Origin of the sequence: Streptomyces silaceus, assembly GCF_001419745.1 — a bacterium.
Taxonomy (GTDB): Bacteria; Actinomycetota; Actinomycetes; order Streptomycetales; family Streptomycetaceae; genus Streptomyces; species Streptomyces silaceus.
Genome location: NZ_LIRJ01000382.1, coordinates 1 through 20,920 on the forward strand (window position 1 = coordinate 1; position 20,920 = coordinate 20,920).

Annotated in this window: 16 protein-coding genes; 10 read left to right on the forward strand and 6 right to left on the reverse strand. The window is 75.0% G+C overall.

From position 1 onward, the window contains the following. The 3 genes from AOK22_RS30645 to AOK22_RS30655 all read right to left on the reverse strand — a co-directional run. A partial coding sequence (locus tag AOK22_RS30645; protein WP_244165174.1) for an aminoglycoside adenylyltransferase family protein occupies positions 1 to 643 on the reverse strand: 643 nt, incomplete at its 3' end. Positions 644 to 710: 67 nt separating this feature from the next. Next, a complete protein-coding gene (gene cynS / locus AOK22_RS30650; RefSeq protein ID WP_055701980.1) occupies positions 711 to 1,181 on the reverse strand; it encodes a cyanase in 471 nt (156 codons plus the stop codon). Between the two features lie 67 nt (positions 1,182 to 1,248). Further along, positions 1,249 to 1,845: a carbonic anhydrase gene (locus AOK22_RS30655; RefSeq protein WP_055701994.1), complete on the reverse strand. Its 597-nt coding sequence runs from the start codon at positions 1,843 to 1,845 to the stop codon at positions 1,249 to 1,251. Between the two features lie 147 nt (positions 1,846 to 1,992). On the opposite strand from AOK22_RS30655, the gene cynR reads away from it, so the two are divergent. Together cynR and AOK22_RS30665 are read left to right on the forward strand one after the other, a co-directional pair. Next, complete coding sequence (gene cynR / locus AOK22_RS30660) at positions 1,993 to 2,937, forward strand: transcriptional regulator CynR (protein WP_055701981.1); 945 nt, start codon at positions 1,993 to 1,995, stop codon at positions 2,935 to 2,937. A 95-nt stretch (positions 2,938 to 3,032) separates the two neighbouring features. Further along, positions 3,033 to 3,548, forward strand: a complete 516-nt coding sequence (locus AOK22_RS30665; RefSeq protein WP_055701982.1) for a lytic polysaccharide monooxygenase auxiliary activity family 9 protein — start codon at positions 3,033 to 3,035, stop codon at positions 3,546 to 3,548. 39 nt (positions 3,549 to 3,587) lie between these two features. Here AOK22_RS30665 and AOK22_RS30670 read toward each other — a convergent pair whose 3' ends face one another. Then, the gene (locus AOK22_RS30670) at positions 3,588 to 6,827 is read right to left on the reverse strand and encodes a helix-turn-helix transcriptional regulator (RefSeq protein ID WP_055701983.1); all 3,240 of its coding nucleotides are present in this window, start codon (positions 6,825 to 6,827) and stop codon (positions 3,588 to 3,590) included. Positions 6,828 to 7,263: 436 nt separating this feature from the next. Here AOK22_RS30670 and AOK22_RS30675 point away from each other — a divergent pair, with 436 nt between their 5' ends. Then, positions 7,264 to 9,384 carry a tetratricopeptide repeat protein gene (locus AOK22_RS30675; RefSeq protein WP_055701984.1) on the forward strand — a complete coding sequence of 707 codons (2,121 nt, stop codon included), beginning with the start codon at positions 7,264 to 7,266 and terminating at the stop codon, positions 9,382 to 9,384. 36 nt (positions 9,385 to 9,420) lie between these two features. Here the strand turns inward: AOK22_RS30675 and AOK22_RS30680 are convergent, their stop codons facing one another. Then, positions 9,421 to 10,203, reverse strand: a complete 783-nt coding sequence (locus AOK22_RS30680; RefSeq protein ID WP_055701985.1) for a helix-turn-helix transcriptional regulator — start codon at positions 10,201 to 10,203, stop codon at positions 9,421 to 9,423. 184 nt (positions 10,204 to 10,387) lie between these two features. Here AOK22_RS30680 and AOK22_RS30685 point away from each other — a divergent pair, with 184 nt between their 5' ends. From AOK22_RS30685 to AOK22_RS30710, 7 genes are all read left to right on the forward strand, one after another. Beyond that, positions 10,388 to 11,344 carry a thiopeptide-type bacteriocin biosynthesis protein gene (locus AOK22_RS30685; RefSeq protein ID WP_055701986.1) on the forward strand — a complete coding sequence of 319 codons (957 nt, stop codon included), beginning with the start codon at positions 10,388 to 10,390 and terminating at the stop codon, positions 11,342 to 11,344. Beyond that, entirely contained in the window at positions 11,341 to 13,770 is a 2,430-nt protein-coding gene (locus tag AOK22_RS30690; protein ID WP_055701987.1) for a lantibiotic dehydratase, read from the forward strand. Before AOK22_RS30685 ends, AOK22_RS30690 begins: the two co-directional genes overlap by 4 nt. A 131-nt stretch (positions 13,771 to 13,901) precedes the next feature. After that, positions 13,902 to 14,078, forward strand: coding sequence for a hypothetical protein (locus tag AOK22_RS30695; RefSeq protein ID WP_157872323.1), 177 nt, complete (start codon positions 13,902 to 13,904; stop codon positions 14,076 to 14,078). A 61-nt stretch (positions 14,079 to 14,139) separates the two neighbouring features. Continuing rightward, positions 14,140 to 14,316, forward strand: coding sequence for a hypothetical protein (locus tag AOK22_RS41590; RefSeq protein ID WP_157872324.1), 177 nt, complete (start codon positions 14,140 to 14,142; stop codon positions 14,314 to 14,316). A 190-nt stretch (positions 14,317 to 14,506) separates the two neighbouring features. Continuing rightward, positions 14,507 to 15,721 (forward strand): lanthionine synthetase LanC family protein, encoded by a 1,215-nt coding sequence (locus tag AOK22_RS30700; protein ID WP_055701989.1) that lies wholly within the window; start codon positions 14,507 to 14,509, stop codon positions 15,719 to 15,721. Positions 15,722 to 15,861: 140 nt separating this feature from the next. Continuing rightward, positions 15,862 to 17,658, forward strand: coding sequence for an ABC transporter ATP-binding protein (locus tag AOK22_RS30705; RefSeq protein WP_055701990.1), 1,797 nt, complete (start codon positions 15,862 to 15,864; stop codon positions 17,656 to 17,658). Next, positions 17,651 to 19,471 carry an ABC transporter ATP-binding protein gene (locus AOK22_RS30710; RefSeq protein WP_055701991.1) on the forward strand — a complete coding sequence of 607 codons (1,821 nt, stop codon included), beginning with the start codon at positions 17,651 to 17,653 and terminating at the stop codon, positions 19,469 to 19,471. Before AOK22_RS30705 ends, AOK22_RS30710 begins: the two co-directional genes overlap by 8 nt. A 61-nt stretch (positions 19,472 to 19,532) precedes the next feature. Here the strand turns inward: AOK22_RS30710 and AOK22_RS30715 are convergent, their stop codons facing one another. Then, positions 19,533 to 20,768, reverse strand: coding sequence for a cytochrome P450 family protein (locus tag AOK22_RS30715; protein ID WP_055701992.1), 1,236 nt, complete (start codon positions 20,766 to 20,768; stop codon positions 19,533 to 19,535). Between the last annotated feature and the right edge of the window lie 152 nt (positions 20,769 to 20,920).

The following is a 20,920-nucleotide window of genomic DNA, read 5'->3' on the forward strand; positions in this document are numbered from 1 at the left end:
CGAGCACCGGCCGGTGCTCGGCGGGCAGGCGCTCCAGGACCCAATCGGCCGCGCCGTCCTTGGACTTGATGTCGCCGGTCGCCAGGGTCGTCCAGATGCGGGCGAGCGTGAGGAGGACGTTGCGGGTGTCGGTGTCGAGTTCGGCGAGCAGCTCGGGGACGCCGGCGGCCATCGCGCGGACGACGTCCCCGGGCGGGACCGGGTCGAGCACGTGGCCCGGCTCCGGACCCACCAGGGGCGCCCGGCCCCGCAGCACCATCGTGACGAGGAGCGCGAGGTCCGGGCCGGGCTCCGGCTCGGGCGTCTCGCCCCGCAGGTACGCGTCGCGCAGCCATTCCCCGTACTGGAATTCGCAGCGGGGCGGATACGCCCAGGGGCGGATGTCGTCCTGGACGGCGACGGTCAGCTCGACGGGGCGCAGTGCCTCGCCCGGGGTTCCGTCGCCGGAGATCGCGAGCAGTCCGTCGGTCAGGGCCTGCCGCTGCCCGGCCGTGGTGCGCCGCCGCGCGACGACGAAGACGTCGAGGTCGCTGTGGGGGCGCAGGCCGCCGAGGACGGCCGAGCCGTGCAGGTACACGCCGACGATGTCGTCCGCGTCGAACACCTCGCGGATCAGGCGGACGACGTCATCCGTCTGCGTCACTGTCACTCCATCCGTAGCTTCAGCCCGCATCGTAGGCCCACGCCCCCGGGCCCGGCCGTCGGTCGGGTCAGAACGGCTTGGTGGGGAGGTACTTGCCGTCCAGGGTGATGACCGCGCGCTCGCCGCCCTCGGGGTCGGCGACCTTCTTCACGTCGAGCCGGAAGTTGATCGCGCTGATGATGCCGTCGCCGAACTGCTCGTGGACCAGGGCCTTGAGGGTGGTGCCGTAGACCTGGAGCATCTCGTGGAAGCGGTAGATCGTCGGGTCGGTCGGGATGCCGCCGGGGATCGAGCCGCGGGTCGGGATGGTCTGCAGCAGCGTCACCGCGTCGTCGTCCAGGCCGAGCAGGTCGGCGACGGCGCGGGCGGCGGGCGCGGGCAGGGCGTGCTGGCCGAGGACCGCGGCGGTGACGAAGGCGACCGACAGACCGGCGGCGTCGGCGATCTGCTCCCACGACAGATCCTTGCGGACCTTGGCCTCGACGGCGACGACGGAGAGGTTCTGGCGGGCGGTGGGGTCGAACTGGGCCTGGATCATGACAGGGGTTTCCTTTCGGGGGTTCGGGCCACGGGTCGGGCGACCCGGGCCACGGGTGAGGAGGGAATCAGGCGGCGAGCGCGGCGGCCGGGGTGAGTTCCTCGACGCCGCCGGTGGCGATGTCGTAGACCCAGCCCTGCAGCGCGAGCCCGTCCCGCGCCAGGGCGCGGGCCACCGAGGGGTGCGTGGCCAGGTTGGCCAGCTGAGCCAGGACGTTCTCGCGGACCAGGGCGGCCACGCGCTCCGGGCCGGTGACGATCTCGGGGGTACGGGCCACTGCGGCGTCCGCGTGGCGCAGCCAGCCGGCGACGGCCGGTGCGCCGGTCAGGTCCTGGCGCTCGGCGAGCGCGGTCATCGCGCCGCAGGCCGAGTGGCCGCACACCACGACGTCACGGACGCCGAGGACGGCCACCGCGTACTCCACACTGGCGGCGGTCCCGTCCGCGTCCGGCGCGTGGGCCGGGACGAGATTGCCGGCGGTACGGACGACGAACAGCTCGCCCGGCTCCCGCTGGGTGATCAGCTCGGGCACGACGCGGGCGTCGGAGCAGCCGATGAACAGCGTGTCCGGTGTGTGGCGGTCGGCCAGAGCGGCGAACAGCCGCTCCTTGGCCGGGAAGACGTCTTGCTGGAAGCGCCGCACTCCCGCCGCGAGGTCGCCCATGGTCATCACTCCCTTCGATGGATGCCGCCCCACGAGCTCGGGGGTCATGCCCGTGAGGTCGGCGAGATCCACCATGCATGACCTGCTCCTATAGCGTCCAAGACGCAATATCCATGCCTTCTATCGATGCCATCTATAGTTGAGGGCATGGCCCCTGAACTGCGACATCTGCGGTATCTGCTCGCCGTCGCCGAGCACGGCAGCTTCACGCGGGCGGCGGAGGAGCTGCACATCTCGCAGCCGACGCTGTCCCAGCAGATCCGGCAGCTGGAGCGCGCGGTCGGCGTCCCGCTCCTGGACCGGAGCGGCCGCGCGGTGCGGCTGACCGACGCCGGCGCCGCCTACCTGCCCCACGCACGGCGCGCCCTGCAGGACCTGGCCGCCGCAGAGCGCGCCGTGCACGACGTGACCGACCTGTCCCGGGGCACCCTGCGCCTGGCGGTCACGCCGACGTTCACCACGTATCTCGTCGGACCGCTCACCGCGCTGCTCCACGCCCGCCACCCCGGAATCGCCCTGCATCTGCGGGAGTTGCCGCAGGACCGCATCGAGCCCGCGCTGCTCGCCGACGAGCTCGACCTCGGCATCGCCTTCCACGGGGCACACCTGCCGGGCCTGTCCGCCACGGACCTGTTCACGGAGACGCTGAGCCTCGTGGTGGGCGACCTCCATCCGGAGGCGGGCCGCACCACGCCCCTGTCCCTGGAGGAGCTGGCCGCCACCCGGCTCGCCCTGCTCAGCGGCGACTTCGCGACCCGCGTCCACACCGACGCGCATCTCGCCCGGCACGCGGTGCGGCCCGACGTCGCCGTGGAGGCCACCTCGATCAACGCGCTCACGGACATCGTGCGGCACACCCCGCTGGCCACGGTCCTGCCCGACGCCCTCACCCGCGACCGCCCGGGATTGCGCACGGTCCCGCTCGACCCGCCCCTGCCCGCACGCACGGTCACGCTGCTGAGCAGGGAGAACGGCTACCGGACCGCCGCCGCGCGCGCCTTCACGGAGCTGATCCACACCTGGTCCCGTACGCAGCCCCGCGTACAGCACGCTGAACAACTCCCGCCCCACGAACATCACTTGAAGGGTTGACGGATTCCTGACAACAACTAAGGTCTAGGCCAATGAGTCGACCGAGGCGCCCGGTTGTCCCTACCCCCTCATCCCCCCACCCAGAGGGAGCAGAGATGTATTCGAAACGGAAACTGGCCGCTCTCGTCGGCGCGGGATTCGCGCCCGTCCTCGTCATGGCCTCGGTCTCCCCGGCCAGCGCCCACGGCTACGTCAACTCACCCCCGAGCCGCCAGGCACAGTGTGCGGCCGGGACCGTGTCGTGCGGCGAGATCACCCATGAGCCGCAGAGCGTCGAGGGCCCCAAGGGCCAGACGACCTGCAGCGGCGGCAACTCGCGCTTCGCCGAGCTCGACGACGACAGCAAGGCCTGGCAGGTCACCGACGTCGGCTCCGCCCAGGACTTCAGCTGGAAGCTGACGGCACGTCACAGCACCAGCACCTGGCAGTACTTCGTCGGCGGCAACAAGATCGCCGAGTTCGACGACGGCGGCGCGCAGCCCGGCGAGACGGTCACCCACAACGTCGACTTCGGCGGCCTCTCGGGCAAGCAGAAGGTGCTCGCGGTGTGGAACATCGCGGACACCGCGAACGCCTTCTACGCCTGCATCGACGTCGACATCAAGGGCTGACCCGAGCCCTTTGGACCGACGGCGAAAGCCACGAGGACGTCACCCCGGCCGGTCCGGGGTGGCGTCCTCGCCGTCGTCGAGGAGCACCGTCGAGGCCAGCTCGCTCAGCGCCGCACGGCTCTGGCGGCCGGTCTTCAGGATGAGGCTCGCGACGTGCTTCTCGACCGTGCGCGGGGAGATGTAGAGGCGGTCGGCGATGTCGCGGTTGGCGGGCCGCGGCGCCATCAGCCGGAACACCTCGTACTCGCGGACGGTCACTCCGAGGCGGCGCAGCAGCCGAGGGACCGCGTCGGCACCCCGGCGACGCTGCTGCACCGGCGCACCGGTCCTGCGCAGCAGACCCCGGCAGGCCCCCGCCACGACGGGCAGCCCCGCCTGGTGGAAGTGCTCCTCCGCCCGGTGCAGCCACGCCGTCGGCTCGCCCCAGTGGTCGCGGTGGGCGGCCTCCGCGACCAGGCGCAGGCCCAGGTGGTGGGCGAGCGGGAACGGCGCCGCGGCGTGCCGGGCCGCACCGACCGCCGCCTCCGCCTCGTCCCGGCCCCCCGCCCTGCCGAGCAGGACGGCACGGGCGAGCAGCGTGAAGTGACGGTTCCAGCGCAGCTGGGCCAAGGGCGCGTCCGGGTCGGGGAGTTCGAGGGCGTCCGTCGGCGTGGTTCCCTCACCTCCTTCGCCCAGCGCGTCGAGCAGCTGACGCAGACCGTACCGACGACCGTCCAACGGATGCCCCGCGACGGGCAGTTCCGCGCGCGCCAGCTCCTCGATGGCCCGCGGCCTGTCCTCCTCCAGGAGCGCGCAGAACGCCCTGGCGAGTCCCGCGGTGAGCGTCGCGAGCGGGGTGCGGTCGCCGTCCCTGCGGTGGAACTCCGCGACGGCCTGGTCCATCCTGGCCCGCTTCCCCCGGTGCGCGGCGAGCACGGCCTCGGCGGCGAGGAGCTGCCGGGCCCGGTCGGCGTCGCGCGGCCCGCCGGTCCGGGTCCAGCAGGTGTCGATCAGCTGGGCCGCGGTCTCGAACCGGCCGCTGAGGACCAGCCACAGCGCGAGGTCCGCCTCCGCCGCGGCGCCGATGTCGCCCGCGCCGAGCCGGGCCGCCTCGCGCCGCGCGTGTTCGAGGCGCGCGACGTCCCCTTCGGTGAGCCAGTCGTCCCCGCCGAGCCGGAAGAGCGCGCGCAGCCGCCAGAACGGCAGGCCGTGCCGCTCGGCGACGTTGCGGACCCGGTCGAAGCAGACCGTGGACTCGCGCACGTCACGGGCCCTGGCCCGGACGCCGAGCACGTCCCAGGCCTGACAGGCCGCCTCCCACGCCCCGGTCAGCTCGGCGGTCTCGGCGGCCCGCCGCAGGCGCTCCTCCTCGCGCTCCGCCGCCGCTGCATCCCGGCGGTCCCCCGCCTCGCGGTCTTCCGCCGCGCTGTCTCCCGCCTGCCCGTCTCCCGTCTGCCGTGCGAGGACGGCGCCCGCCGCGTCGAGGACGGCGTACGCGTCCGGATCGGCGTCCAACAGGCGGCTCGCCTCGCTCAGTTGGGCCCGGCCCGCCTCCGCGCGCCCGCAGACAGCGGCGACCCGGGCCAGCCGCAGGTGCAGCGCGGCCGCGCGCTCGGCGCCGACCGCGGCCGGACACACGCCGTCCACCGCCTCGGCAAGCCGCCAGGCGCGCTCGCTCTCGCCCGCCTCGGTGAGCGCGTTCAGGAGCTGGTCGAGGACATGCGCGTACGCGACCGCCTGGTGCGGGTCGGCCGGGCCGATGCCCGCCGGGTCCGTGCCGGTCAGCAGGGCGCGGGCCCGGTCGAGGGCGTCGGCCGCCGCCACCGCGGCGCCCTGTGCCAGGGCCCGGGACCCGGCGCGCGCGTACAGTCCGGCGGCTGTGGTCCGCTCCCCCGCGGCGGACCACAGCCGCGCAGCCATCAGGCACCATTCGGCGGGGAGTTGGGGGTGCAGATCGCCGACCGCGGCCGCGCACCGCCGGGCCGTGCGCGCCTGCTGCTTCGGGGTGAGCGTGCGCAGCAGGGCGCGGGCGGTCAGCGGGTGGCGGAACGTGAACCAGTCGGGGGCGGGCTCGTCGGTGCCGATGAGCCCGCCGGCGAGGGCGGCGTGCAGATGGCCGAGCGCCTCGTCGTCGGCCATGCCGGTCGCCGCCTGGATCACGGGCGCGGGGAAGCGGGTGCCGATGACCGCCGCCGCGCACAGCAGCTCCCGGCCGCGCGCGCCGAGCCGGTCGGCACGCCGCCCCACGCTGGTGACCAGGGCGTCGGGGATCCCGGACGCGCCGAGCGGCCCGGCAGGACACCGGCCGTCCGTGTCGTACGACAGGAGCCCCGCGTCGGCCACGTGCGCGAGCAGTTCCTCGGCGAGCCAGGGATTCCCGTCGCTTCCGGCCCAGATGTGCTCGGCGAGCGCCTCGGGCAGTTCCTCCGGCCGGGCCGCGAGCCGCCCGGCGATCAGCCGGCGCAGGTCGGAGCGGCCGAGCCGGTCGAGCGTGAGGAGGGTGGCGCCGCCCCGGCGGGTGACCGCGCGGGCCAGTTCCAGGGCGGGGCACGGTTCGCCGCGCAGCGTCACGAGGAGTGCGACGGGTTCGTGCGCGAGCTGGTCGGCGAGGAACTCGACGATCGCCGGGGTGAGTCGGTCCGCGTCGTGCAGGTCCTCCAGGACGAGCAGACAGCCGCCGCTCCGGCCCGCCGCCGCGACCGCGCGCAGCACGGCCTCCCCGAGCACGACGAGCGAGCCCGGACCCGACGCGTCCCCTGCGCCGGGCCCGGGCTCATGACCGGCGGTCAGCCCGGCGAGCGCGGTGCGGCACAGGGCCGCCGCGTCCGGGCCGAGCCGCCCGTCGCGGGAGAGGCCGAGGAGGGCCTCGGTGAGCGGGCGGTACTCCGTGTGCCGCCCCAGCGTGCTGGCGCGTCCCCGCAGGACCCGCATCCCGCGGGCGGACGCCCGCTCGGCGACCTCGGCCGCCAGCCTGGACTTGCCCACTCCGTCCTCTCCCGTCAGGAAGACGGCGCCTCCCGCCCCGGACCGGGCGGCGCCCACCACCCGGTCCAGGAGCCCGAGTTCCCGCTCCCGTCCGACGAAGGCGGAGGCGCCGGCGGGCCGTGCCGCGGCTTCGGCCCCGGCCTTGGCGGCGGCCACGGCCTGGGTCGCCGGATCCGGCGCGATCCCCGCGCCCGCCGCACGCGTCGCGTCCGCCGCGCGGGCCGCCTCCGCCGCTCCCGCCGCTTCCTCCGCGTGCTCCTCCGCCGCTTCCTGCGCGTGCTCTGTTGTACGTAATGCCTGGTCGTGTCCGTTCATGGCGTCCTGTCCCCCGTGGTCTTCTGCCAGTACGACCCCGTCCGAGCCGCATCCGCGCCCGGACGCCTTTCGGGGAATACGTCGCCGGACGGGCAGGTGTTCACCCCGCCGGCAGAAATCCGCCGGAAATCATGCGCCGGGCCCGCCCGGAGGTCGGCGGTCCGGCCGGGGCCGGGAATGCGGGGGTTCGACCCCCATGCCGGGCGGTGCGGCGGCGCCCCATGGTTGCGGCGTGCGGCCGGCAGACGGAGCCGCCGCACGGTGACCCCCTCGCCCGGCGAGGGACGCAACTCCAGGCACAGACAAGGAATCCACGTCATGAAGCTCATCGCTCCGCGCCGTCCGGGAACCATCCGGATCGCCTCGTCCGCCGCCTATGTCCTCCCGACGGCCCCCTGAAAGGAACAGTGAACGGCAAGGTGACAGGAACAGCGTGATGAGCACACATCTGTGGCTGACCGGTCCGCGCGCCACCGGCGCGGCGGCACCGGAGACGGAACCGGACGTCGTGGTCGACTGCCACCGGCGCCTCAGGGGCCCCTACACGGGAGCGGGGAGCCTGCTGCGCGCCCTGGCCCCCCGCGTCCAGGCCGTCCGGCCGGAGCTCCTCGACCGGTACAAGGGGGAGATCCTCGCACTCGCGCCCGAACTGCGCGGCCTGGTGCCCGCACCGCCGGAGACCCTCACCGCACGGGCCGCGCCCGCCGAGCGGACCCGGCTGCATCCGCCCACCCGCACACGGCGCATCGCCCACGGCGTGGTGGACCTCCTCCGGTCCTTCGCGGCGCTCGACGGCCGACGTCCGCTGGTCCTGGACTTCGCGCACGCCGACGCGGCCGACCCGACCGACCAGGAGTTCCTCGCGCTGCTGCTGCGCCGCGCGGACCCCGAGCGGCTCACCGTCGTCGTACGCACGGAGTCGGATTCGTTCGCGGCCCGAGCGACGCCCACGCCGGCCGGGCCGCCCGCGACGGCAGATCAACTGGCCTTTGCGCTCAGGGAGTTCGCGCTGCACGTCGAGGCAGAACCACCCTGCGAAGGTCCCGGCCGGAACCGGGCCGCGCTTGCCGTCGCCTTCGTCGCGGGCGACGGCGTCGGGGACGACCCCCGCGAGCGGGCCGCCTACGACCTGGCCGCCCCGGAGATACGGGCCCGTCTGCACGACGCCCGCGCGAAGGGGCTCCAACGACGCCTGCGGCAGGGCGAGTTCAGCCTGACGCTCGGCGCACTCCCCTACCACCTGGAACGGGGCAGCGATCCGGCCGCCGCCCTCCCCGTGCTCCTCTCTGCCGCGGAACACGCCCTGAACCACGGCTACTATCACGCCCTGCTCGACCTGGCGCGGCGCGCGCAGGACCTGGCCGGGGACGACGCGCCGCCGGCACTGCGGCTCGGGCTGCACACCAAGGCCGCCACCGCGCTCACCCTGCTCGGCGACACCGAGCGGGCCGAGCGGCTGCACCTGTCCCTGCGGGAGCGGTCCGCGGACCCGCTCGTCCACCTGGCGAGCGGGTACGCCCTGGCGATGCTGTACACGCGGTTCCATCCGCCGGAGCGCCTCGACCACCTCGCCGCCAAGGCCCTCCTGCACAACACGATCGCGCTCGCCTCCCTGTGGCCCGACCCGCTCCAGCGGGCCTTCCACACCACGTTCCAGGAGAACGGTCTCGCCCTCGCCGAGACCCACCTGGGCCGTCCGGCCGAGGCGCTGCGTCTGGTCGAGGGCGGCCTGGAGCGGCTGCGGCGCGAACTGCCCGACGACAGCCATCTGTTGCACCGCTCGGTGCTCGTGCACAACCGCGCCAGGGTGTACACGGCCCTGGGGCGGCTCGGCGACGCGCTGGCCGACTTCGACACGGTCGTCGCGATGGACCCGCACCACGCCGAGCACTACATGGACCGGGCCGGCATCCGGCGCCGCCTCGGCGACACCGCCGGGTCCGTCGCCGACTACGACCGCGCGGTCGACCTCGCGCCGCCCCACTGGGAAGTGCACGTCAACCGCGCTGACGCGCGGCTGGAGCTCGGCGACACGGCGGGGGCGCTCGCCGATCTGCGCCACGCCGCCGAGCTGGAGCCCGACCAGCCGGACGTGCGGGCGAGCCTCGCGGGCCTGCTGCTCGACCAGGGCGACCTGGCGGGGGCGCGGGCCCACATCGCCGAAGGGCTGCGGCACCATCCGGACGACGCGCGCCTGGTGTGCGCCCACGGTCTGCTCGCCCTGCACGGCGGCGACGAGGCGCGGGCGCGCGCCGACTTCGACCGGGCGCTGGCCGCCGACCCCGCACTGGTCAGCGCGCTGGCGGGGCGCGCCGCGCTCGCGCACGCGGCCGGGGACGACCGCGCCGCCCTCGACGACCTGACGCACGCCATCGCCCTGGACGGCGACGACCCCGACCTGCTGTTCAATCGCGGGTACGTCCACCAGCGGGCCGGGCGGACGGCCGAGGCCCGCGCCGACTACACCGCGGCGCTGGAGCTGCCCGGCGCGGACCCGGACGAGCTGCGGCGCAGGATCGCCGAGTGCGACACCCCACGCGGGGTCACCGCGCCCTGACCTCACCGCGTGCCGGGCGACCCACCTGCCGAAGGCTCAACGGCCGGGCAGCAGGCCGACCTCGCGCGCATGGAGCACGGTGGCGAGGCGGTCTGCCGTGCCGAGCTTGCGGTACACGTTCTCCAGGTGCTTGTGCGCGGTGCGCGGCGAGATGCCGAGCCTGCGCCCGATGGTGTCCGCGGTCAACGACTGGGCGAGCAGGGTCAGGACGACGGTCTCGCGCGGCGTGAGCCCGTACTCGGCCGCCCGGTCGAGCGTGTCCTCCGGCCCCTCGCCCCAAGCCGCCGCGGGCAGCCTGCGGGCGTGGCTCATGTGCTCGACGACGGCCGCGAGCAGCGGCTGGATCCGGCCCGCGAACTCCACCTCCCGCTCGCCGTAGAACTCCCCGGGCCTGCCCAGCATGATCAGGTGTCCGGCGCCGTCGGGCGCCGGGAGCGGCAGCGCCAGCTGGTGGTCCGCCGCGAAGACCCTCTCGAAGGCGCTCTGCGCGTCCGCGTCCGGCCAGGGGCGCCCGCCGCCGAGCTGCCGCGCGGTCAGCGGCGACCGGTCCCCCGTACGGCGGTAGTGGGCCACGAGCGGATGCTTGTGGAGCGTCTCGTCGAGGGTGCGCATGCGCGGGTCGACGGCGGCCGTGGGCGGCGGACAGGGCACCGGTGTGTCCGGTTCCGGCCAGTCCCGGGTCGCGAAGAGGACCTTCGCCGGGCTGTCGAGGATGTCACCGAGCTCCTCCCGCACCAGTGGCCAGGGCAGCGTGGCCTGGCGGCTGTTCAGGACGGCGACGGTCAGGTCGAGTACGCGCTGGTAGTCGCGCGCGGACATGCAGGACACGGAAAGGCCCTCCCTCCGCACCACCTCCGGATTAGAGGAGACGCGCCGCGCGTGTCAAGGGCGGGGACCGGCCGCCCGCTACGCAGAGGTACGCATACCCCCGCGGCCGGCGGCGGGGCAGTCTGGCAACGCGGCCGGAACGTGAGCCGCGTTCCTTCTCACGGGGGTGAGGGACATGGACGAGCGTGGCTGTCTGCGCACAGCGGACACCGTGGCACCGGGTACCGGGGCACCGGACATCGCGGCGGCGGACATCGTGACGCCGGTGGCACGGCGCCGGCCGGGCCCGTGGCTGCACTTCGGCGTGGCGCCCGCCCGGGGCCGCCGTCCGGAGTTCTGCGCCGAACTGCACGCCACGGCACAGGAGTTGCTGGCCGACCGGCGTGCCGAGGAGTTCTTCTTCCTGCACAAGCACCCCGGGATGCGGGTGCGCTTCCAGGCGGCGGCGCACCGTGCGGAGGTCGACGCCGTGCTGCGGCAGCGGCTCACGTACTGGCAGCAGGAGGGCCTGGTCGACACCTGGCACGCGGGGGTGTACGAGCCGGAGGAGTTCCTGTTCGGCGGCGCGGTGTCGATGCGCAGCGTCCACCGGGTCTTCACCGCCGACTCACTGGCCTGGCTCGACTTCCACGCCACCCAGGGGGACGGCCACGCCGGGCGGGAAGGTGCGGGAGCCCGCCCGGCGTGGGCCATGTCGCTGCTGATGGTGCGGGCGCTGCTCGACGCGCTGGAGATCGTCGGCTGGGAGGACCTGGACGTGTGGGACCGGCTGCGCCGCCAGACGGGCCGCCGGTACGCCGACCGGGTGCGGGCGGCGGGCACCGAGGAACTGCCGGCCGGCGTCGCCGGGATCGAGACGGCGCTGCGGGCGGGCTGGACCGACCAGCACGCGCTGGCCGCCCGGCTGCCCGAGGACGCGGTGCGGCGGGCCGAGACGTTCCGCGCGGCCGTCACGGAAGCCGGGGAGCAGTGGCTCCGTACGTACTTCACCTCGGGGAGCGCGCTGATCGGGCCGCGCGAGGCGGCGGCGTTCGTCATCGTCTTCCACTGGAACCGGGCAGGACTCTCGGTGCTGCGCCAGACCCTCATCGCGGAGGCGCTCACCGCGCGTCCGGGCGGAGAGCAGCGGTGAGCGGCGGGGGCACGCGCCCGTACCGGGACGCGGTGCTGCTGCGGACCGCGGGGCTGCCGATGCGGCTGTGGTGTGCGGGCGGCTCGCCCGAGCTGTTCCGCCTGATCCGTGAACTGGAGCGCACCGAAACGGACTTCGCCCGGACGAGCGCCCGCCTCGCGGACGTGATCGGCACGGTCGTCGTCCCCCATCCGTCGCTGACCGTGGACGAGCGCCGGCTCGTGCTGTCCGCGCGGCGGCGGCTGCACCGGGGGCGTCCGCTCACCGAGGCGGACCACCGTCGGCTCGTGTCCGTCGCGCGGATCGTGGCGCCCGAGGGGGTGCTGGCCCGGATCGTGGCCGGCACGCACGAGGCGGCCGGCACGCTGGAGCGGCTCCGCAGGGAGGTCGCGCACCGCTTCGACGCGGAGAAGCAGCGACTCGCCCCGGCGGGCCACGCCCTGCTGCGGGGCTCGCCGATGGGACGGCAGGCTCTGGTCGACGGCACGCTGCCGGTCGGCACCGAGGTAGCCGAACGACTCGCCGCGGGACGTCCCTGGACGGACCGTCAGATGCGCAAACGCGCGGACTACCTGTGGCGGATGATCGCCCGTGGCGCGGTGAAGGTGACCCCGCGCGGCTGGCTGGGCCATGTGGCCGTGGTGGGCGTGGCGGACGGACCTGCCGGACCGGCGCGTCCGCTCACGCTCACCGACGAAGTGGCCACCGACTGGGCCGAGAACCTCCAGGAGCAGACCGGGACGGGCACGGACGCCGCCACCCGGGTGTCGTTCAACCCGTTCCTGCGCGTGACGCCCGGACATCTGGAGGCCTTCGCGCTCGAACCGGGCGACGACACGCTCCTCACTCCCGTACGCATCCGGCGCACTGCCGCGGTGAACCGCCTGTACACGGCGCTGCGGCACGGCGCGCTGCCGCTGGGCGAGCTGGAGTCCGCCCTCGTCCCGCCGGACGCCGACGAGGCGCAGCGGACCGTCCTGCGCCAGTTCCTGCTGCGGCTGCACGACATCGGCGTACTCCAGCTGCGACCGCCCGTGCGCGGGCGGCGCCGCTCCTGGCACACGATGGCGCAGCGCGCGGACGGCAGCCGGGGCGAGCGCGTCGAGCGCGTCGACGGGGGCTATCTGGACGTGTACCGCCGCACACCGAACGCCCTGCCCGCCGCCGATCTCTCGGCCCTGCGCGCGGCGCTCGGGCAGGCGCTGCGCCTGCACGCCCTCATCGACGAGGACGCCGGAGCGCGCCCCGCCCCGGCCCCGGTCGGCGTGACACGACGGGACCGGCCGGTCCTGGACATCCTGCGCGACCAGCTCGCCGCCACCGGGGACACACCGGTGAGCGTGCACGCGCCCGCCGCGGAGTGGCCCGAGCCCCGCACGCCCGGGTCCGGGTACGCGCGGCTGCTCGACTGGCTCGACGGCCGGGCGGACGCGGTGCCCGACGGCGGGGCCATCGACATCGGCCGGGACGTCCTCGACCGGTTCGGCGCACCCGAGGTGCGCCCCGACTGGCCGCTGGACTGTGTGGTGCGGCCGCTGCCCGGCCGCACCTGGGCGCTGGACGTCACCGCGCCCGCCGGTGTGTACGACGCCCGCTTCATCGCCGCGCTGGAACGCCTGCACGGGCGGCTGCCGCAGGTGGAGGCGTACCGCGCGTTCCTGCGGCGGCTCGACCGGGAGAGCGGGGTGCCATCGGTCGAGCTGCTCTTCCCCGCCCTGTCGCGGCTCGCCGCCAACGCCGTGCGCAGGCCCCTGTACACGGGTGCCTGGACCGGCGACCCGGATCTGCCCGGGTACTGCGAGGGACCGCCGGGCGCGCGGCCGCGCTTCGTGGCGCTGGACGAGCTGACCGCGCGGTGGACGGGGACGCGGGTCGTCGTCAGCGACCGCTCGGGGCCGGTCCGTCCGCTCTACCACTCGGCGCGCAACGCGCCACGGCCCTGGGACCAGATGGCGTCGCTGCTGCTGGCCGGCTCGCCGCAGCACGCGGCCCGGCGGCGCAGGCTGCGGCACTCGCTGGGCGCCCTGCCGAAGCGCGAGTACGTCCCCCGGATCACGGTCGCCGGTTCGCTGGTGCTGTCCGCGGCGCAGTGGCGGCTGCCCGTCGCCGCGCTGCCGCCGGCCGCCGCACGCGAACTGGAGCGCACCCGCCATCTCGCCCGGATGCGCGGACAGCTGGGGCTGCCGCGCTGGGTCTTCCTGTCGGCGGCGACCGGCGCGGACTCGCCGCTGCCCTGCGACCTGGAGAGCCTCCAGGCGCTGCCCGTCCTGGAGCGGACCGGCGATCTGGCCTTCGCCTCGGGCGGCACCGCCGTCGCCGAGGAGATGCTGCCCTCCCCCGACGAGCTGCTCGTCGCGGATCTCGCCGATCCCGCCGGGGCACCGGTCACCGCGGAGTTCCTGGTCCGCGTTCACCGGTCCGCATGACCGGCCGGTCCGCGTGGTCCTCCGGTCACGCGGACCGGCCCCCTGAACGCTGTCCCGTCGCACGGCCGCGGCCGTGGTCCGAGCGGTGACAGCGCCCATGACTCCGCGTACGCGGAAGGGAGGTGAAGGCGATGGACGGTGAGGTGACCGAGGTCGAGGCGCTGGTGCTCGACGACGTGGACGCGCTCATCGAGCAGTTGGAGACCCAGTTCGACGAGGCGCAGCTGCTCAAGGTCGGAACGATGGGCATGACCGAGGGATGCACCAAGGTCGGCGGCTGCACGGGCAGTTGCCCGTGCACCGCGTAAGGGCACGAGTCTCCGCCGTACGGCGGACGGCACCTGCGGACGAGGAGAGGAGGTGACAGCGATGGATACCACCAAGAACGACGTCGAGGGCTTCGTCCTGGACGACGTCGACGCGCTCATCGACCAGCTGGAGACCCAGTTCGACGAGGCGCAGCTGCTCAAGGCCGGAACCATGGGGACCACCCAGGGTTGCACCGCGGCCACGAAGTGCACCGGCTCCTGCCCGTGCACGGCCTGACGGACGGCTGACCCGTCGATGCGTGCGGGGTTGCCGAACCGTCACACCGGAGCGGCCGATCGGCACTCCCCACCCCGCACACGGGCCGCCGGAGCCCATACGTCCCAGGGCTCCGGCGGCCCCTTCCGCCGCGCGCGACACCTCTCCGCCGTACGCGTCCACCTCACGGCACACACCGGAAGGCGCCCACATGACCACCACCCATCGGGTACCGAACTCCCTGTCCCCCTCCCTCTCGGCCGCCGTCCGCGAGCCCGCGCTCGCGGTGTCCGCGCGCGTCCTGACGACCTTCGCCGAGCAGGCGCCCCGCCACGAGCAGGGCGCGGAGTACAGCATCGACTTCGGGCCCGCCGTTCTCGCCGCCCTCACCGCGTCGGCCACCTCGTCGGGCGCGCCACCACCGCGCGACGCGCCCGCGTCGCGGGCCGTCGCGGCCTGGCTGCGCCAGCTCCGGCACGGCTGCACGCACCCGGGCCTGTTCGGCTGGGGGCTCGGCGGGTACCTGCTGGGCCTGCGCACCGCGGCGTCCGTCTGGCCCGCGCTCGGCGGCCTCGCGGGCACCGCCTTCCGCGAGCTGGCGGGCAGCGCGGGCCGCTGGCACACCAGCGAACTCGCCTGGTACGACTACGACGTGGTGACCGGCGCGGCGGGCACGGTCCTCGCGCTGGCCGCCGACCCTTCCTGCACGCAGGACGACCTGGCGCACTCCGTCGGCCATCTCACCGCGCTGTGCGACGGCGGCGAGCTGACGCGGCTGCGGGTCGGCCGGTACAAGGGCGAGGAGATGCGCGGCTGGAACCACGGCCGCGTCAACTCCGGTGCCGCGCACGGCGCGGCCGGCGTCGCCCTGGCGCTGTGCCGGGCCGCGGACACCGCAGGCCTCACCCCTGAGCTCACCCTCGCCCTGGACCACGTGGCGTCCTGGTATCTCACGCGGTACGAGTCAGGGGTGCGGGGCGTCGTCGTCTGGCCGCCCGCCGGTGACCTCGCGCATCTCCCGAGCCGCCCGCTGACCTGGTGCTACGGAACGCCCGGGATCGCCTGGGCGCTGTGGGAGACGGGACGGGTCCTGGACGACGCGCCGCTGCGGGAGTTCGCGCTGCACGTCGCCGCGTCCTTCCTGCGCGGCTTCGACGACGAGGCGGACCGGCCCGACCTGAGCCTGTGCCACGGGCTGCCGGGCCTGGCCCTGGTGTGCGACGCCTTCGACCGTCACGCCCGCCTGGCGGGTGCGGCGGCACTGCGCGACCGGCTCGTGGGCCGCATCCTGGAGCGGCTCGAGGAGGTGGTGGGACTCGCGGAGCGGGACGGCACGCTGCTGACCGGCGCCACCGGCACCTGCGCCGCGCTGCTCACCCTGGAGACCGGCGACCGCACCTGGCTGCCCGCCTTCGGGCTGCGGTGACCGTGATGCGGACCCCCCGTCTTCGGACCCCGGTGACCGGGTGGCCGAGCTCCCGCCCTGCGTCGCCCGGCGGCCCTCGCGCCCTCTTCCGGCACGCGCGCCGTCGGCGGGCGCACACGGACGGGCTCACCGCCGCGCCGGTGCGCTCCCTGGTCCGGCTGCTGCCGCGCGCCTCGCTGCCCCTGACAGCGACGCTCCTCTCGCTGGTGCTCCTCGACGCCGCCCTGTCGCCCGCGCTGATGCTGGGCATCGGGGTCCTCGTGGGCCGCCTGCCGGACGTGACGGCCGGGCTCGGGTCGCCCGAAGGGCACGGCGTGCTCACCGCGTTCGCCGTCGTGAGCGCCGTGTACGTGGCGAGCCTCCTGGTGGAGCCCGCCGTCGAGACGACCGCCGCCCAGCTGGGGCGCCGGGTGACGGGCGGCACGGCGCGGCTCGTCCTGCGCGGCGCGCTGCGCCCGGCGGGCATCGCGCCTCTGGAGGACCCGAAGGTGGCCGACCGGCTGCTGCTCGCCCAGGGGCAGGGCACCGGAACGCTTCCCGTGGCGCAGGCGGTGACCGCGCTGCCCGCCCTCGTCTCCGCGCGTCTCGCGGGGGCGAGCTCCGCCGTGCTGCTCCTGGGCTTCCACTGGTGGGCGCCGCTGCCGCTGATCGCGGTGTGGACGGTCACGGGGGCCTGGCGGGACCGTGACATCCGGCGCGCGGTGGACGTCCAGGCGGGTTCCACGACCGAGCTGCGGCACGCCGAGTACGTGCGGGGCGTGGCACTGGACGGGGCGGCGGCCAAGGAGATCCGGGTGTTCGGGCTGACGCCGTGGCTGGTGGACCGGTTCACGAGCGCGTGGCGGTCGGGCGCGGCGCACCTGGGCGCGAGCCGGCGCCGGGCCGTGGCGCGTGACGTCCTCGCCGTGCTGCTCCTGTCCGGCGCGCACGCGGCGGTCCTGGTGCCGCTGGCCGTCGAGTCCGCCCACGGCCAGGTCGGGGTGGGCCGTACGACGGTGTATCTCCAGGCCGTCGTCGCGCTCGCCGCGCTGGGCTGGCTCGGCGACCTGCAGTGGACGCTGACGCGGGCGAGCGCGGCGGTGCCCCCGGCACTGGAGGTGTCCGAGTTGCCCGAGCGGGACACGCTGGTGAGCGGCACCCGTCCGGCGGCGGGGCTGCCGCGGACCGGGATCCGGTTCGAGGGCACGGTGTTCGCGTATCCGGGGACGGTCCGCACCGTGCTGAGCGGGCTGGATCTGTGGCTGCCCGCGGGTGGTTCGCTGGCCGTCGTCGGAGGCAACGGCGCGGGAAAGACCACGCTGGTCAAGCTCCTCGCGCGGCTCCACGACCCGGTGGCCGGGCTCGTCACGGTGGACGGCGCCGATCTGCGCACCCTCGACGTCGAAGCGTGGCGGCGTCAACTTGCCGTGGTCTTCCAGGACTTCACGCGCTACGAACTGCCGGCGAGGGACAACGTCGGGTTCGGCGCGGTCGACCGGCCGCGGGACGACGCCGCCCTCGCGCGGGCCGCCGGGCTCGCCGGTCTCGACCCGGCGCTCGCCGCCCTCCCGCTCGGCTGGGACACGCCCCTGTCCCGCCGCTTCTCCGACGGCACCGATCTGTCGGGCGGCCAGTGGCAGCGGCTCGCGCTGGCACGGGCCCTGTACGCGGTGGAGCACGGCGCCCGCGTGCTGGTCCTCGACGAGCCCACCGCGCATCTGGACGTACGCGCCGAGGCCGATCTGTACGAACGCTTCCTCGACCTCACCCGCGGGCTGACCACCGTCCTGATCTCCCACCGCTTCGCGACCGTCCGTCTGGCCGACCGCATCTGCTATCTGGACGGCGGCCGCATCGTCGAGCAGGGCAGCCACGAGGAGCTGCTGGCCCGGGAGGGCCCGTACGCGCGCGCGTTCGCCCTGCAGAGTGCCGCGTACGCGGGAGGCTCGCGTGTCTGAGACACCGTCACGTCCGCCGTCACCGCTGCGGACGCAGCTGCGGGCGGCCGGGCTGCTCGTCGGCACCGCGTTCCGCGCCGACGCGCGCAGGGCGGCGCTCGTCCTCGCGCTGGCACCGGTCGTCGGCGCCTGCGGTGTCGTCGGCGGGCTCGCCATCCGCGCGGCCACCGACGCAGCGCTCCGGCACGAGCTGCGCCCGGCGCTGACGGCGGCCGCGCTGCTCGTCGCCGCGGTCGTCACCACGTACGCGGCCGGGGCGTTCGTCTCCCTCCAGCGCATCCACCTCCAGCAGCAGGTCGGGCTGTACCTCGACCGGCGGCTGATCCAGCTGACCGGCGGCATCCCCTCCCTCGCCCACCACGAACACCCCGCCTACCTCGACCGCATGGACCTGCTCCGCGCCCACCGCGGGCAGCTCGGCGGGGCCTTCGGCGCGCTCGTGGAGAACCTGAGGGCACTGTTCGGCCTGGGCACCACGCTGGCCCTGCTCGTCACGGTCCATCCCGCGCTGCTCCTGCTGCCCCTGTTCGCGCTGCCCACGGTGGCCGCGGCCCAGCGGGGCGCGGCGCTCGTCGGGCGCGCGGAGCGGGAGACGGCCGAGGCGGAGCGGATGCGCCGCACCCTGCTCGAACTCTCCTGCTCGCCCGCCGCCGCCCGCGAGATACGGATCTACGGCCTGGCCGACGAGCTCACCCGGCGCCACGACGCGCTGCACGAGGACGTCACCCGCCACCGCGACAGGGCCGAGACCAGGGCGGCGCTGTGGTCCGGGGGCGGCTGGCTGGTCTTCGCCGTCGGCTACCTCGGCGGGGTCCTGCTGTCCATCTCCTCGGTGGCGCGGGGCACGGGCACGCCCGGGGACGTGGTGCTCACGCTGGTGCTCGGCGCGCAGCTGCTGGGGTCCGTGTCGGGGATGGTGACGCTCGGGTCCTGGCTGCAGCACGCGCTGCGCGCCGCGGGCCACTTCCTCTGGCTCGCCGACCACGCGGCGCTCCCCGAGCACGCCACCGCCCGCCCCGGCGCGGTGCGCGCCACGCCGCACCCCGGCGGCGAACTGGTCCTGGACCACGTGTCGTTCACGTATCCCGGTGCCGAGCGGCCCGTCCTGAGCGACGTGTGCCTGCGCGTGCCCGCGGGGACGACGCTCGCCGTGGTCGGCGAGAACGGCGCGGGCAAGACGACCCTGGCCAAGCTGCTGTGCCGGCTGTACGAGCCGACGTCGGGAAGCATCACGTACGACGGCGAGGACATCGCGGCGTTCGACGTGCACGCCTGGCGCCGGGCACTGACGGTCTGCTTCCAGGACTTCCAGCGCTTCGAGTTCAGCCTGCGCACCGCCGTCGGCGTCGGCGACCTGCCCCGTGCCGAGGAGCCGGGCGCCGTCGAGAGGGCCCTGCTGCGAGGCGGCGGCGCGGCGCTGCCCGGCCTGCTGCCGCACGGCCTGGACACCCCGCTCGGCGCGGCCTTCCCCGGTGGTGTGGATCTGTCGACCGGTCAGTGGCAGAAGGTCGCCATGAGCCGCGCGACGATGCGGGAACGGCCCGCGCTGCTGATCCTCGACGAGCCGGCCGCGAGCCTCGACGCGGCCTCCGAGCACGACCTGTTCGCGCGCTGCGCGGCGGCGTCCCGCGCCTGCGGCGCACCGCCGGTCACGGTCCTGGTCTCCCACCGCTTCGCGACGGTGCGCATGGCCGACCTCATCGTGGTCCTCGACGGCGGCACCGTCCGCGAGACGGGCACCCACGACCGGCTCCTGGCCGACGACGGCATGTACGCGGAGCTGTACCGCCTGGGCAGGCGCGGCAGCGAGTGAGTACGGGGCCGCGCCGGCCGGGGGCCGTGCGGGGCCGGCCCTCCGGCCGGCCCCGCCGGGCTCACGGGCGCAGGAGCACCGGCAGCCGGGACATGCGGATCATCAACGGGCCGGGCAGCCACTGGGGTTCACCGTCGAGGGCCAGGTCCGGGAAGCGCTTGAACAGCGCGGAGAGGGCGACCTCCGCCTCCTGCCGGGCCAGGGCGGCCCCCAGACAGTAGTGGATGCCGTGCCCGAAGCCGACGTGTCCTTCGCCGCGCACGCCCTCGCGACGGCGGATGTCGAAGGTGTCGGGGTCGGTGTGCTCGGCGGGGTCGGTGTTGGCGGACACCAGTACCGGCTGCACCGCCTCGCCCGCACGGATCCGCACCCCGCCGATCTCCACGTCCTCCGTGGGGTACCGCAGGGCGGTGACGCGGACCGGGGTCCACATCCGCATCATCTCGTGCACCGCGACGGGCCAGCGCTCCGGCTCACGGCGCAGGAGGTCCAGCTGGTCGGGGTGGGCGAACAGCCCGGCCACGGCGTTGCCGAGCAGATGGGCGGTGGTCTCGTGCCCGGTGTTCACCAACGTGATGATCATCCGGACCAGGTCGCGGTCGGTCAGGTACTCCCGGTCCGCCGCCTGGGCCTCCAGCATGGCGCTGATGAGGTCGTCGGCCGGCTCGGCTCGGCGCCGCTCCAGCAGCTCCTTGACCTGGTCGACCATCGCCTGGAGCGCGCCGGCGAAGCGTTCCGGGTCCAGGGTCAGCAGCGCGTCGCCCCATTCGCGCCACGCCGGGCGGTCGCTCTCCGGCACGCCGACCAGCTCGCAGATCACGGTGATCGGCAGGGGGTAGGCGAACGCGTTGATGAGGTCGACCGGGCCCGGACCCGCCGCCTCCAGCTCGTCCAGGAGCCAGTCGGTTATCTCCGTCACCCGGGGACGGAGATTGGCTATGCGGCGCCCGCCGAAGGCCGGGGCCACGACGCGGCGCAGCCGGGTGTGGTCGCCTCCGTCCCGGTCGGGGAGCAGGTCCGAGACATAGGTGGCGAGTTCCTCCGAGACGCCCAGGTTGGCGACGAGCTGGATCTTCGGATCCTTGGCGTCCGGTGCCGAGTTGATGTTGGTCACCACGAAGCGCGGGTCGTTGAGCACCGCGCGCACGTCAGCGGCGCGGGTCACGAACCAGGCCGGGTCCCCGCCCATGGTCCGCCCGAGGCAGACCGGGGCGTCCTCGCGGAGCCGCTTGAAACCGCCGTGGGGGTCGGCCATCAGCTCGGGGTCCAGCAGGTTGGGCTCGTGGGTGGTCGTCATCGATTACGCCTCCTTGCGCGCACGCCTCGTCCGGTGGGGACGGACACGGCGGCGCCGCTAGTGGTCGAGTGGTCGTTCGGCGCGGGCGTTTCCGCTCGCGTGCCTCGGTGCCGTCGTTGCCGCCCGTGAGGGCGGGGTGTCAGGGGCGGGGG